Annotated in this window: 1 protein-coding gene; it reads right to left on the bottom strand. The window is 46.5% G+C overall.

Going from position 1 to position 16518, the window contains the following annotated elements; translation table 11 throughout:
• Window position 1: 1 nt before the first annotated feature.
• Window positions 2–16408, bottom strand: a complete 16407-nt coding sequence (locus AC4CV5_RS09765; RefSeq protein WP_490922711.1) for a non-ribosomal peptide synthetase — start codon at window positions 16406–16408, stop codon at window positions 2–4.
• Between the last annotated feature and the right edge of the window lie 110 nt (window positions 16409–16518).

Genomic DNA, 16518 nt, shown 5'->3' with positions numbered 1-16518 from the left:
CCTATAACAGTTGTTGAATCTTTGTGCGGTCACCCGGGTGATAGCTTCGCAGCTTTTGAATGGCGGAGCCGTGAGTTTCCGGATAAACTTCAATTGTTTCTTCTGTCTGTTCCGCTTCATCATTCGTTTCGTTTGCCATTTTCATCATCACTAGCTGCTTCAGCGGTCCCCCGAGCAGCAATTCCAATGCTTCCATCGCTTCAGGGGCTTCAATAGAGCCAATGCCTGCCTGAGCCATTCTCTTCTGATATTCCGGTGAGGAAACCACACCTACACTTCCCCAATAACTCCAATTCATCACGGCTACTGTACAAGGCCATACTTGAGAAAGCCGCTGTGCAAAAGCATCCTTAAAGCTGCAGCCGGCAGCGTAATTGCTTTGTCCGGAAGCTCTCGCAAACGATTGTACGGAAGAGAAAAACAAAACAAAGTCCAGTGGTTCTTGCCGGAAAACTTGAGTCATTCGCACACTTACATCAACTTTTGCAGAAAGAACGTTTCTGAAACATTCCTCATTCATATTCATCAGGCTTCGGTCTTGTAAGACAATGGCCGAATGTATGATGCCGTTGATTTCTCGATGCATTTGTTTCGTTGTTTCATAAGCGCGCTCTAATTCCTCCCGGTTAGCCGCATCAGCTTGAATGTAAAACGGTGCAGGCCCCAGACGCCCAAGTCTGTCCAGCTTACTTTGTATAGCTGCATCCATTTTTCTTCTGCCAATCCAAACGATCTGCGCCTGGTATGTTCTGATCATATATTCGCTCCAGGCTTCGCCTATTCCGCCTGCTCCGCCTATCACGACATAAACGCCTCCGTGTTTATACTTCGTGTGCACCGGTTGATTGTTGTGCACCGGAATCAAGCGCAGTTTATGCCAGAGCTGATCTCGATAGGCCCAAGTGTTCCCTTCTTGATCAATTGGCAAGGAAAAGATCTCAGACACCGGCAAGTCCTCATGTTTCCTGACATCGATCAGCTTTGTCTGCCAATTTGGATATTCTTTTGCCATCGAACCGATCAGGCCGTGTACACCTGCATCGACCGGGTCGACAATATCATGCTGATCGACACATTGCGTGTCCTCCGTCACGACCGTCCAGCTCATTTCCTTCTCTCCATAGCCTAAAGAGAGCATTGCCTTAATGAGCCTGAACATTTGAATCATGCCTTGTTCTTGGGCTTCAATCATTTCATCGCCGACTTCACACTCTATCACGCGAGATGGAGACAGCCACACAATATGGTCAAACGATCCGAGAGTTTCAAGCTGGCTGGCAATCTCATAAATCGATGTGTTCGGCTCAATGTATAGCTCCTTGGCAAACGGGAACTGCCTCTGAACAGCTTTTCTGCTGTTGACGTCCCCTAAAATGACAACACGTTCATCAGCAGGCGGAATGCTGCTCTTCTCCAGTTGCACTTGATCCCATACCGGAGCCATAAGAAGCGCTCCATCAAGAGATGCCTTGATATCCGGTGATATCGGCTCATCTTGCGGATGTATGTCTTTTTCCAGCACCCTTGAGGAAATACCCTTGATTCGTACACACACTCGGCCTTGTTCATCACACAGATCCATATCCAGTCTCTGTATTCTGTCCTCATTTGGACGAGATGTAACAGACACCCACATTTTATTTGTACACGGACTGAATATTTTTAGCTCTTGCAGCGCAAAAGGCAGGGAAAGCTGTTCGTCGCCAGAATTTAGCTTCAGCCCGATCGATGCTTGCAAAGCAGAGTCTGCCATACTTGGATGAAGAACGAATTCGTTCACCGTGTGAGATACACCAAGAGGCAGGGAAAGCTCTGCCAGGGCTTGATTGTGGCCGATATAAAGCCGATCAATTCCTTGAAAACCAGGTCCGTAGTCAATGCCGATCGCCTTAAATAATTCATAACATTGCTTGTGTGAGAGTGTGCTTAGGCAGCATTGATCTTGAAGCTCGCTGATATCCTGAACTGGAATGTCTCCTGCCTCGCTGATTGCAGCACTGCCTTGACAGTGTATTTTCCGCCCATTGTACGCATCCTCTGTAAAGATGTTAAAAGCAATCTCACCGTCCTGCTGGGGATCCAGACTGATATCGACTTGAACAGGCTGGCCATACGCCACAATCGGCTGAACCCACACAACATTTTTGATGTGAATAACAGATTGTGTATCTTTGATTCCTCTCACTGCTCTCGTAACGGCAGCATGAACCATCTCAAGATATGCCACACCCGGCATGACCGGGCTTCCCTTCACCTTATGATCGGTGAAAAAGAACTCAGCGCCTGTAAAGGTCGAGCTGAAACGCTGCTCTGATAAGTCGGATGTGTTGGACTGTACTAATGGGTGCAAAGCTGCTGTTTCGACAATAGTTGCTGCATGATGTGTGACTGCTTCCTCTTTCATATCCGTTATCCAGTAGCGTTCTTTCGCAAATGGATAGGTTGGGAGGCTGATGCGTTTCGGCTGTTTGCCGCCATACAGTTTACTCCAATCTATTTCCATGCCTTTTATCCATAATTCAAGCAGTCTTTCATATATTCCGGGCTCCCAGCTGCTTTTGAGCGTTTTCTGCACTTCATCATCTGATCTCAATGTCTGTACGATCCCTCTGTTTGCTCTGCCTGACATGTACTTCGCACTTGCATGTCCGGCTATAAAGAGGTTCAGTTTTTCCAGCAAGTCCTCTGCCGAAACAGCGAGGATCCCTAATCTCTCCTCCATTGCATCACGCCCTTCTTGGAGTGTATAAGCAATATCAGTGAGATCACGAGATGTGATAGATTGGCTGGTGACAAAGTCTGCTAATTGCTGGGCCTGGTCTTTCAGGCGATCTTCATCCTTTGCCGACAAGATAAAGATCCCCGGGTGTTGTGCTGTCACGGCTGGCGCTTGTTCAGGATGAGTTGTTTCTTTTGGAATATATTCCTCAATGACTACGTGGGCATTGACGCCGCCTATGCCAAATGAACTGACGCCGGCGCGCCTCGGCAGCTCTCGGCCGGCTTCATCCTGCAGCGCCTTCCACTCTCTGGATTCCTGCACAATATAAAACGGGCTGTCTTCCAGTCTGATATATGGATTGATGGTTTCACTGTACAGGCTTTTTACAAGCGTCTTATGTTTTAGCTGCAATAATACTTTAATGACACCCGCCACACCGGCCGCCAGCGATAAGTGACCGATGTTTGTCTTTGCAGATCCAAGTCCACAATGACTGCTATGAACATCCGTGTCTCCCGTTTTTTCATACAGCTCTTTAAATGCTGCTTTCAGGCCGTTGATTTCTACTGGATCACCAAGCTCTGTCCCGGTTCCATGTGCTTCAATATAGGTCACGGTTCTTGGATCGATCCCCGCTTTTTCATATGCTGTTTTTACAACATCCGCCTGAGCCTTCGGATTGGGCGTCGTCAGAGAATTTGCGCGTCCTCCGTGATTTACGGCACTTCCTTTGATGACACCGTAAATATGATCACCGTCCCGTTCAGCCGCTGTCAGCTTTTTCAGGAAGAGAATGCCGGCACCTTCACTGACTGCGAATCCATCAGCTCTATCAGAAAATGTTTTGCATCTTCCTTCTTTGCTCAAAGCCCCGGCCTTATCATAGGCGATATGGCCTTGCGGTGTTACGACTGTGTTGACACCTCCTGCAATCGCCATTTCACAGTTTCCGTTTTCAATTGCGCAAACCGCATGATGAATGGCGACCAAAGAGCTTGAGCATGCCGTGTCAATTGGTTCGCTCGGTCCATGAATGTTCAGAAAATAACTGACTCTATTCGGTCCCGCAGAAGGGCTCATATTCGCAGCTGCTGCGCCTTCGATGTCTACATTTGACAAAAGCGAACTGTACCCCGTGTTTCCAGTCCCGATGTAGATGCCCGTTTTGGTTCCTGACAGCCTTCGCGCTGAGTATCCCGCCTCTTCTATCGCCTTCCACGCATAGGTCATTAAGAGGCGCTGCTGAGGCTCCATCTGCTCAGCCTCAAGCGGCGATATGCCGAAGAACAATGGATCAAAGTCCGCTACTTCATCAATAAAACCGCCCCATTTGACGTTTGTTTTATTCGCTTCTTTTAGAGGGTCTCCGTAATACTCCTGCCAATCCCAGCGGTCTTTTGGAACTTCTGTAATACAATCCGCGCCCGCTTTCAGGTTCTTCCAGTATTCCTCGATGTCCTTTGCCTTCGGAAAAACGCCGCTCATCCCAACAATCGCAATAGGCTCAGGCCCGTGATCATCTGCCTGTTGCACTGGCGTTACCGATGGCTTTGCAAAGCGGTTTTCAGCTGAAAATGTCATGTTTTTTATGTTTTTTTCTACAAGATGTAAAGGTTGCTCAGCTTCGACAGGCGTTTGAACTGTAAAGGCATTTGGATATTCTTCTGACAGATACGCTGCAAATGCATAAACAGTTGCGTGCTCGAAGAAGATTGTAGGCGTGAGATCCAACTTGTACTGCTCATTCAGTGTATTTGCAAATTCAGTCAATGTTATCGAATCAAATCCATATTGATTAAATTCCATATCCGGGTCAATCTCTTCAGGTTTGATTTTGAGCAATTGAGAGATTGCTTGCTTTAAAGCTTCTTGAATATGGTCAAACAAACTGTCTTGATCCATTCTTGCTTCAGATGTCACCGGTACCTGCACTGTTTTCACTGGAACATCATCAGAAGACGGCTTTTGAGTCAGCTTTTCCCTCATCATGTCTCTGATCCCTTCCATGACGATGACGTGATCTTTGCCAAATGCCAAACCTTTATACAGCGCCTGAATGCCGGTCTCGGTCCGCATTGGAGTCACACCTGTGTTTTTCAAAGTCATGTTTTCAATTCCTTTATTCGCCCGCATGCCGCCTTCTTTCCAGAGCGGCCAATTGATCGACAACGTTTGCCCGTGCCTGTACATGGCGGTCACAAGCGCATTTCGATAAGCTGCATAGCTGTCCATAAACGCGTTGGCCATCGCATAATCCGCCTGCCCCGCGCTGCCGGCAACACTTGATATTGAAGAAAAGAGGATAAAGAAATCTAACGCGAGATGCTCGGTTGCCTCATCAACATTCACAAGCCCTTTTACCTTAGGAGCGAAAACTTGTGTCAGCTCTTCATTGGTTTTGTTTATAAGATAGTTATCTTTAATCAGCCCTGCGCTGTGAATGACGCCATTTAAGTCTCCGTAATCAGACGTGATGCTTGTGATGAGCTCGGAGACTTCCTCTGCTTGTGTCACATTAACCCGCCTGTATTCTGCGTGAGCCCCCAAGCGCTGAAGCTCATTAAGCTGCGCCTGCTGATCCGCATTCAGCGCAGATCTGCCTGTCAGAATGAGCACAGGCTGTTCGGCTTGACGAGCAACCTCTTTTGCAAAAATAAACCCGAGTCCTCCTGCACCGCCCGTGATGAGGTATACACCCTTATCTCTCCACGGCAGGTCTACGTCCTGATCAGCCATTTGTATTTCACGCAAATCATTGATGTACCGTTTGCCAGTTTCATATTTAATGTGCTGATCTCCTGCATGTCTTTTATTCTCATTCAGTTTTTCTATCATACTTTCAATGTTTTCGTTTGAATCGATCTCAATGGTCTGGCCGATTAATTTTTTGTTCTCAAGGCTGGCGGTTTTAAGGAGCGCCGATAGCCCCGAGAATGAGTACTGTTTTCTTTGGGCAGAAGTTAGCAGTTGGACCAGGATATTGCCCTGCGGCTTGCTTTCGAGAAGGCTCTGTACCGTTTCAAGCGCTTGTTCGGCATAATCTTGGAACCTCTCTGCCAGTCCTTCGTGAAAAGACTCCAAAACGATGCATTCCGCTCCTATCATTCCTGATTCAATGCTGTCTTTTGAGAGGCCATTCATGTCACAAAGCATGACAATGTGCCGTTCGTAATGAGGCTCAGGATTTTCTTTTTCACAAGCCTTAGGCACCCATTGTTCTTCAAACATCAGGGTTTCCAGCGTTTTATCTGGTTTTGACGACCCAGAACCGCCTTCCGCTGCCCTGAAAGACAATCCTTTCATCCGTACGCAAACATTGCCATTCTCATCTAACATATCAATATCCCGCTTTTGCACCTTATCAGTTGCCTTGCTGCCTTGACTGTATCTTGCGTATACCCACATTTCTGAAGAACATGCTCCGAAGACTTCAAGCTCTTGGACCGCAAAAGGCAGCGTCAGCTGGTTATCCCCCGCGCCTGTCAAAATGCTTGACGCCTGCAAAGCAGAGTCCATCAGCCCCGGGTGCATGTTGTATTGGCTGAGCGTATCTAAAGCAGACGGATGCAATGACAATCTTGCTAAAACAAAATGTTCGGCTGTATAGATTTTTTCCACCCCGCGGTAAGCAGGACCGTATTCAAAACCGATCATTTGATAGGTGTCATATACTTCATTGACGCTGAAATGGCTTTCTTGACACTGCTCCCGCAAGGATTGCAGGTCAACCACCGGCAGGTTTTCAGCAGGACTCAATACAGCGCTGCCTTGGCTGTAGACGATTGGCTGTTCGCCCCCGGCTTCTGGATTACCGTAAATTTCATAAGAAATCTCACCATTTTCTTCCGGTAAAAGCCTGATGTGTACTTGCTTCGGCTGGTCTTCTACGACAATAGGCCGCACCCACACCGCGTTCTTTAGCTTCATGGTGTACGGAACACCTTGTACCTCTGCCGCCTGCTCAACGGCTGCCCGCGCCAATTCAAGATGCGCCACTCCCGGCAAGATCCGTCGGCCTTTGACAACATGATCAGCAAGGAAAAACTCTTCTCCCGTATAGATTGAGCTAAACCTTTGTTCCGAGAGGTTCGATGTGTTTTGATGCATTAACGGATGCAGCACGGCTGCGCCAGGGCGGGAGGTTTCTTTGTTTGCTTCAGGGCTGCCGCTTTTTTCGATATGATCAGAGACCCAATAACGGTCTTTTGCGAAAGGATATGTCGGCAAGCTGATGCGCTTAGGCACATTCTCGCCATACAGTTTCGTCCAGTCTACATCAAGCCCCTTTACCCATAATTCAAGCAGTTTTGCGTACTTTCCCCGTTCCATCCATTTTTCGACGGCTTCTTGAATCTCTTCGTCCTCTGTCAGCATTTGAAGTGTGCCTTTATCAATCCTGCCTCTAAATAAATCCTCGACATCGCTTTTGCCTGCTGCAAAGTCTTTTAACTTTTGCTGTAAATCCTCAATGGAACCCGAAATGATCCCAAGACGTTCTTCCATCGCGTCCCGGCCGGCTTGCAGTGTATAAGCGATGCGGGTGAGATTTACGTCACTATATGTTTCCTTATCAAGCGCATTTGCCAGCTGCTGTGCATGTTCTTTTAGCCTCGCTTCGTTTTTGGCTGATAAAACGAAGATACCCGGATGTTCAGGCGTGATGGACGGTATATTTTCATCTGCTGCTTCCGGAATATATTCTTCTATCACCACGTGGGCGTTTACGCCGCCGATACCAAATGAACTGACACCTGCCCGGCGAGGCAGCTCTTCTCCCCGTTCATTTTTCAGCGGTTTCCATTCTTCCGTTTCCCTTACGATATAAAACGGACTGTTTTTAAGCTGAATATACGGATTCACAGTTTCGCAGTGAAGACTTTTCACTAAGGTTTTGTGCTTTAGCTGCATTAAAATTTTAATGATCCCTGCTGCACCGGCTGCCAGCGATAAGTGGCCGATATTTGTCTTCACAGACCCCAGGCCGCAATAAGGATTGGCTAATGCATCTCCTTCATTCACACCCAGTGCTTTAAAAGCTGATTTCAATCCGTTAATTTCAACCGGATCTCCAAGCTCCGTCCCTGTTCCGTGCGCTTCAATGTAGGTCACGGTTTTCGGATCGATTCCCGCTTTTTCATATGCCGACTGAATGACATCCGCCTGCGCCTTCGGATTAGGCGTCGTTAAAGATGCTGCACGGCCGCCGTGATTGATTGCGCTGCCTTTTATGACACCGTAAATATGGTCTCCCGCTTCTTCAGCCGCCTTTAATTTTTTCAAGAACAGGATGCCGGCCCCTTCTCCATGGGCAAAACCATCGGCTTGATTTGAAAACGTCTTGCATTTTCCTTCTTTACTCAGTGCCCCCGCTTTATCAAAGCTGATATACACCTCAGGAAGGATAATCGTATTCACGCCTCCGGCTATTGCCATGTCACAAGTACCTTCCTCAATTGATGAGATGGCGTGGTGGATAGCCACCAATGAGCTGGAACACGCGGTATCAATCGGTTCGCTCGGCCCATGCAGATTCAGAAAATAACTGACTCGGTTCGGACCAACTGAAGGGCTTGTATTGGCCGCCGCTGAGCCTTCTATTGCCGAGTTGGCTTTGGACAAAAGGGAGCTGTACCCTGTATTTCCCGTTCCGATGAAGACGCCTGTTTTTGTGCCTGACAGACGTTTCGCGGAATATCCTGCATCTTCGATCGCTTTCCAGGCATAAGTCAACAGTAAGCGCTGCTGTGGTTCCATTTGTTCAGCTTCGCGTGGGGAAATGCCAAAGAATAATGGATCAAAATCTGCAATTCCGTCAATAAAACCTCCCCATTTCACGTTCGTTTTATTGACTTCCTTCGCCGGATCACCTTCATATTCCCGCCAATCCCAACGGTCTTTCGGAATTTCCGTCATGCAGTCTTTGCCCTCTTTTAAGATCTTCCAGTACGCATCAACATCTTTCGCCATAGGGAAAATCCCGCTTATTCCTACAATGGCAATTGGCTCATGCCCAGCATCACTCTGTGTGGCGTTTGGCAGCATGACGTGCTGCTTTCTGCGTCTTTTAGTTTTGACACGCAAGGTTTGCTCCGGTTTGGCAGCAGGTTGTATCTGGGCCGATGCAGCGCGCACAGCAAATGTCTTCGCGAACACTGCTTGATATTCTTCTGACAAATGCTTGCCAAACGCATGAATCGTCGGGTGGTCAAAAAAGACGGTTGGTGTCAGCTCTAATTTATAAGCGCGATTGATATGGTTGGTGAATTCCGTCATTGAGATAGAATCAAATCCATACACCGCCATCTCGGCATGATCATCAATCGTTTCAAGCTTAACCTTTAACAGCTTGGCGACCTCCCGCTTTAACATCGCCTTTACTTTATCCAGCAAACTGTCTTTATCAATGTTCTGTACTTGTTCAGTCATGCTCTCTGTTTCCTTCTTTTCCATAGGTGCTAAGGCGGTTTTTGCGGTCATGTTTTGTTTTATTTTCTGCACATCGCCTTCAATCACCATTACTTGGTTTGCTTCGGAATGAAACGCTTGATATAATGCCTGAATTCCTTTTTCTGCTCTCATAGGAACAATCCCGGCCATTTGCACAAGTCTTTTCTCTGTTTCTTGATCGACCTTCATGCCGCCCTCTTTCCATAACGGCCAGTTGACAGAAATCGTCTTCCCGTGCCGCTGGCTGAGATCGGCAAGCCTATTTCGATAGCCTGCATACATATCCATAAATACATTGGCTGCTGCATAGTCAGACTGACCGATGCTTCCTAAACTTCCTGAGAGAGATGAAAAGAGAATAAAGAAGTCCAATGGCAAATCCTTGCTCGCTTCGTCTAGGTAAACAAGCCCTTTTACTTTAGGCGCCAGTACATCGTGCAGGTCTTCGGCTGATTTATTGACCATGTAGTTATCTTTGATGATTCCCGCGCTATGAAGAATGCCGTCCAGACGGCCGTATGTTTTCTGGATTCCGTCTATGAGCTGGTAGACTTCAATCTTATCGGTAACATCCGTTTGCTGATAGGTGACCTCGGCCGCTTTGCCGTGAAGCTCTTTCAGCTTTTTGCTTTTGTTTTCGCTAAGAGGTGAGCGGCCCGTCAGAATGACTGTCGCATTCGTCGTTTGTTCCGCAATTTCGTTTGCAAAAATAAAGCCTAAGCCTCCGGCACCTCCTGTAATGAGATAAACGCCATCGTCTTTCCACGGCTTGCTGATGTCATGGTTTGCCGGTTTGATGTCACGCCAATCAGCAATGTATCGTTTACCGTTGTGATATTTAATATATGAATCGGTGCTCATTTGATTTTCTTTCAGTTTGCCAGCAATGCTTTCTCCACTTTCTTCACTGCTGACTTCAATCATTTGGCCGGTTAGTTTAGCATTTTCCTGCTCGGCCGTCTTCAACAGTCCAGTCAACCCTGAAAACAATTGCTGTTCTCCTTCGGCAGAGGTTACGATCTGAATGAGAATGCCGTCTTTCGGTTTCATGCGAATGATCTCTTGTACCTTCTTAAACACTTGTTCCGTATAAGAATGGAAACGCCCATCTACTGATGAAGGCCTTGCCTCCAAGCTATATACATGAACATCCTCGATGGCTGCTTCAATCTGCTTTCTGGTCTCATTGTCATATTCACATAGAAATACGAGATGCTCTGCATATTTCTTTGCAGCCTCACCTTCAGCTGCCTTTTGTTCTTGCCAAACAGGCTGAAGCAATAAAGTTTCGGCGTTTATTTTTGATGGTTCGGTTTGTATATCAGCCTCCATCACTCTCGTCGAAAATCCTTTCATCCGGACGTAAACCGTGCCTTGATCATCGCATAGATCAATATCGACTTTCTGTATCAGATCCCCCGGTTTGTTTTTCGCGTTGAATTGAACATAAACCCACAGGTCAGTCACGCATTGATGCAAGACCTCAAGCTCCTCCAAGGCAAATGGCAGTGCCGCCTTAAAGTCTTCACTGTCTGAAAGCTCCGCCCTAACGACGTTTTGTAAATATTCAGCCGCCTGTAACGCCCCATCCATTACACTTGGATGAAGAACATAATCATCTGACGTATGCATGACAGATTCCGGCAGTGATAATTTGGCAAGCAGCTGGCTGTCACCTTTATATACGGCCTCTACACTCTTGTAACCGGGACCGTAATCGGCTCCGATCATTCCTTTATAAAACAAGGAAGCGTCCATTCTGCTTTGATCACATCGGGTTTTGATCTCAGAAAGATCCAGCGATTTTTCTTGCTTTACCTGAATCAATTCAGCTACACCCTGGTTATATACAACGGGTTCTGCATCAACGGATTCCGGCTCCCCATACATCCGATAAAGAATGTGTCCGCCGTCTTCATCATAAAGTCCGATGTTTACTTTAACCGGCTCATTTCCTGCTACAACCGGACGAACCCACACGACATTTTTCAGTCTGATTCCGGTTTCATGATCCTCCAATCCGCCAATTCCTTGTTCTATAGCGGCTCTTGCCATTTCAAGCGTGACCGCCGCCGGCAAAATCGCCATGCCTTTAATGATATGCTCTGAAATAAAATACTCTTGTCCTGTGAAGATGGAGCTAAACCGCTGCTCAGACAGAACCGATGTATTATGGTGCACCAAAGGATGCAAACGCGGTGGTTCAATTGCTGTGATATCGCTGGTGCTGCTTTCAGGCCAGTACCGTTCTTCAGCGAAAGGGTATGTCGGCAAACTGATGCGGCGCGGCTTCGTATTTTGATAAAGTCTTCTCCATTCAACGTGAAAGCCTTTTGCCCACATCTCGGCAAGCTTTTTCAATTCTCCTTTTGATATCTGTGATGCAGCCAATTCTTCTGCTTCAGCGTTTCCAAGCAACTGTTCGGCGGATGTCATTCTCGTTTTTTCTCCTTGAATACATCCTTCTGCGAGCGGCTTTCCATCAACAAAATCTTCCACCTGCTGTTTCCATTCTTCCAGATCGTTCGCCATAAAAATGACCCTGCTGTCCATTGCTTCCCGGCCGATCTGGAAGGTGTATGCAATATCTCTTAAAGAGATATGTGCTTGCTCGTTATGACTGATATAGACCAGCAGTTCCTTCACATATGCTTGGAGCCGCTCTCTGTTTTTTGCTGAGACAGGAATGAGGCAGGGCAGATTGCCCTCGTTCTCGGCCCTCCCATCAGAGTGGTTTTCATATTGCTCAAAAATAGCATGGGCGTTAGTGCCGCCAAGACCGAATGAGCTCAGAGCCGCCCGATGGACACCTTCACTTTTCTCTAACGGCTTTCGTTCCCGGACAACATAAAAGGGAGAGCTTTCAAAGTTAATATTCGGATTCGGCTCCGTGCAGTTGATGGTCGGTGCAAGTTCATTATGGTACAAGCTCATCGCAACTTTAATGCAACCGGCTAACCCAGCAGCTGTATCTAAATGGCCGATATTCGTTTTCACCGAACCAATTCCACAAAATTGTGTTTTGTCAGTGTATTGCCTAAACACTTTATTTAAAGCAGACATTTCAATAGGATCGCCTAATTTTGTTCCCGTTCCGTGCGCTTCAATATAACTGACCGTTTCGGGATGAATGTTGGTTTTATCCAATACTTGCTGTATCACTTCTGTTTGGCCTTTTACACTTGGCGCATAGAAGCCGGCCTTATCTGCACCATCATTATTAATGTCTATTCCGCGCATAATGGCATAAATATGGTCTCCGTCTTTTACGGCATCCACAGCTTTTTTCAGCAGGATGACCGCTACGCCTTCACCTCCGGCCATTCCATCTGCTGAAGCATCGAACGCCTTAACATGTCCGTCGCTTGAAAAATTCAACCCGTTTTGGTGAACGTAGCCGATCGCTGATTGCGCGTGTAATGTTGCGCCTCCGACAAGTGCGTATTGAGATTCACCTGATGTCAAGCTTTTGTATGCCTGATACAAGCCGACTAGTGATGAAGAGCAGTTAGAATGAACAAAATAGCTTGGCCCCTTTAATCCGAGCTTATGCGAAATCATCGTCGGAATGGTTCCGCTTTGGGCTAAAACCCATGAGACATAGCCGTCTGGTGATTCATGCCCTTCTGTTGCCTCCTTCGGCAATAACGTTCTGTATGAATTGTTGCTTGCAGACATATATACACTTGTGCCCGGAATCTCCTTTGCCACATATCCTGCATCCTCAATCGCTCTCCAGGAATGCAGCAATAAGAGGCGGAGCTGAGGGTCCATATACTCAGCATCTTTCGGAGAGATTTGAAAGAAACCGGGATCGAATAAATCTTTCCCTTCGATCGCCGATTGCACAGGCACATAGTCAGGATGTTGAATCAATTCTTCCGGAACTCCGCTTTCGCGAAGCTCTTCTTCAGAGAAGAACTGAATGCTTTCTTTGCCTTCTTTGATGTGATTCCAAAAATCATGATGATGTTTCGCACCCGGAAACTGGCAGGATATCCCCACAATCGCAACACTTTCGTCAAAATAAGGCGGAATCGTCTGCTGCGGGTATTTTTCATCTCTTTTGACCTCATGATTGCCTTCATTTTGAGTCGCAGCTTGATCTGAGTTTTTCATCTCCAAAATGTATTGGCTGATCGCACGGATCGTGGAATACTCGAACAGCTCAGTGACACTAAACTCACAGTCCAGTTCTTTTTTGATTCGTTCAGCCACAGCTACAGCCAGAAGCGAATCGCCGCCAGCATCGAAAAATCCGTCTTCCGGCCCAAAGCCGCTGACCTTAAGCGTTTCCTCCCAAATACGAAGCACCTGATCCTCTATTTTCGTTAACTGCAAGTGATTTGGATTCTTTTTATTGAAAACGATGTCTCTTTTTTCCAGTTCTTTACGGTTCACTTTCCCGCTAGGCGATAACGGTAGCTCATCTAAGCGGATAAAGTGTGAAGGTATCATATATTCAGGCAGACTGGATTTTAGATGACGGCGCAACTCTTTTGGATCTGCAGGGGAATGTCCGCTTTCCTCTGTATAATAAGCAGCGAGCTGTTGATGGCCTTCCAGCTGCTTTACCACGACCGCCTGATCTAAAATGCCCGGATATTCACTTAGCTTTGTTTCTATTGCACCCAGCTCGACGCGAAAACCGCGTATTTTGACTTGGCTGTCAATCCGTCCTAAATATTCGATGTTACCGTCAGGAAGCCATCTTGCTAAATCACCCGATTTATAAAGCTTCGTCCCTGGTTCAAACGGATTGTCAATAAATTTTTCAGCCGTAAGCCTTGGCTTATTATAGTATCCTCTTGCCAAACCGGCGCCTGCGATGCAAAGCTCACCAGGCTGTCCAATCGGGGCAGGCTTCAAATGCTGGTCCACAATATAAATTTTCACGTTGGAGACAGGCTTTCCAATCGGAGTATGGTGACTAGCGATATCTCCTTTTCCGCACCCAAAATACGCAGCGTAAATGGAGGCTTCGGTAGGTCCGTAAATATTGTCAACACGGCAGTTTTTAAAGATCGATACCGCCTTTTTCACTAATTCTTTAGGGAAAGCTTCACCTGCAACCATCATATACTTGAGCGGTCCATTATCAGTTAACTGCTTGTTGTCTTTCGCCGTTTCTAAAAAAACATGGAGCATAGCCGGCACAAAATTAATGTGGGTCACTTTGTACTTTTCAATACAATTCATGCACTGCTGCGGTGATTTCTCTCCGTTTGGCGGAAGAATCACAAGGCGGCCATTTCCGATAAACCATCCGAATAATTCCGAGACCGATACATCGAACACATAGTTCGTCTTCAGTAAATATGCATCCTCAGCAGTCACGGGATAGTTGGATTCAAGAAAATTCAGGGTATTCATAATGCTTCGATGCTCTACCATAACCCCTTTAGGCTGTCCGGTGCTTCCCGATGTGTAAATGATATAAGCGAGATGCTCCGGGTTTACTTCTCGCTTTAAACCGCTGCTTTGCTGATTTGCATAACCATTTCGGCAAGCCAACTCGATATTGATTGCTTTTACATAGCTGCCGTTTAATCCGCTGATCGTATGATGAACGTTAGGTTGGGTCAGGACGATGGACGCCTGACTGTCTTTGAGCATATACTCTAACCGTTCTTGCGGGAAGCTTGGATCTAACGGCACATACGCTCCGCCGGCTTTCAGTATTCCTAAAATCCCGATGATCATATCAAATGAACGCTCTGCACAAATTCCAACAGGGTGTTCAGGCCCAACCCCCTGATGTTGAAGGTAGATTGCCACAGATGTACTTTTTTCATCTACTTCTTTATATGTAAGAGACCTGTCTTCGAAAATCACGGCAACCGCATCTGGGGTTTGTTTCGCCTTTTCCTCAAACACTTCATGTATACACTTGTCATTTGGCGTGTTTGTCCCTGTCGCATTCCACTGTTCCAGTAAACTATTCTGTTCTTGATTTAACTGCAAAGAGTAGGTTTCAAGCGGCAAAGACGGGTCCTCCATCATATGTTGCGCGAGCTTCATATAGTTCTCCATGATACTTTCAATGAAGGACAATTCATATAGATCAGGGTTGTATAAAAGATGAAGCACTGTTTCATTTTCCTGCTCGTATATTTCGAGTGCCAGCTCAAACTCTCCCTCTTGCCGAATATCCTCCATATATTCAATGCCAAGTGTTTGATATGATTCAAGCACTTTCTGCAAGCCTGTTGCCTGAAAGAAGTTTTGATACAGAAAGGCTGTTTGAAAAACCGGGGAAGCCGCAGCCGGTCGGTCTACATTGAGCTCTCTTACCAATGCAGGGAACGGATATGCCGCATGGTCCAGACCGTCAGCCATTGTCAGCTGAAGCTCCCGAATAAACGCTGTAAATGGCTGGGATCCGATATTCTTGCTCCGAACAGCCATCATATTGATAAAGTATCCGATAATAGATTCAAAGCTATCTTCAGGCCGTCCCATTGTCGGAACGCCGACAATGATATCCTTTTGTTTTGTATAGTGATGCAGCAGTACCTTGTAAATGCAGAGAAACACAGCCGATTCATTCACATGATAGGTGCGGGCAAACGATTTGATTTGATTTCTCAGGTGATGAGGGAGCAAGCTTTTATAAGCTTGCCCCTTGAATTTTCGTGCTGAAGATCGCGGACGGTCAGCAGGAAGATCAAGAACTGGCAGATTCCCAGACAACTGTTCTTTCCAGTAAGCGAGATGCTCTTCCCCTTCTCTGCTGTTCAGCATCCGGGTTTCCCAATCGACAAAATCGTAATAATCAGCTGTTAATGGCTGCAGCACAGGCTCAATCCCATTCAGCAATTGCTGATACGCCTCGAAAAGCGCCGATATCAATGTCAGCATCGACACACCGTCAAATATGATATGGTGAATCGTTATGAGCACAATGCATTCTTCTTTTGACCGATGAAAAAGATGTGTGCGGAATAACGGGCCAGCTTCCAAACGAAAAGGTTCTTTTGCTTTGTCTTTTAGAAAAGGCAATACCTCTGCTGATTTCATCGCTGATATATCCTCTTCCTCAAAATAAAGAGCCCCAGATGACTGAACCGTTTGAAATGGAATGCCATTCTCCTCTTGAATCACACTAGTTAAAACAGGATATTGTTTCTGTACAAACAGAAGGGCTTTCTTGAACGTCACTGCATGTATTGGTTTGCTGATGCGAAAGCATAAAGGAATATTATATGCACTCATGTCAGGAGACATTTTCTGAAGCATCCACAGCCCTTTTTGCCCTTCTGAAAGCGGACTTTTCAACTGCCGCTTCTTGCCTTGAAGATGTTCTTTTACTTCAGAAATGGTTAATTCTCCTGATCTGAAGGCATCGA

The organism is Bacillus sp. NS1 (assembly GCF_058248265.1).
This window is presented reverse-complemented; position numbering and strand designations above follow the sequence as displayed.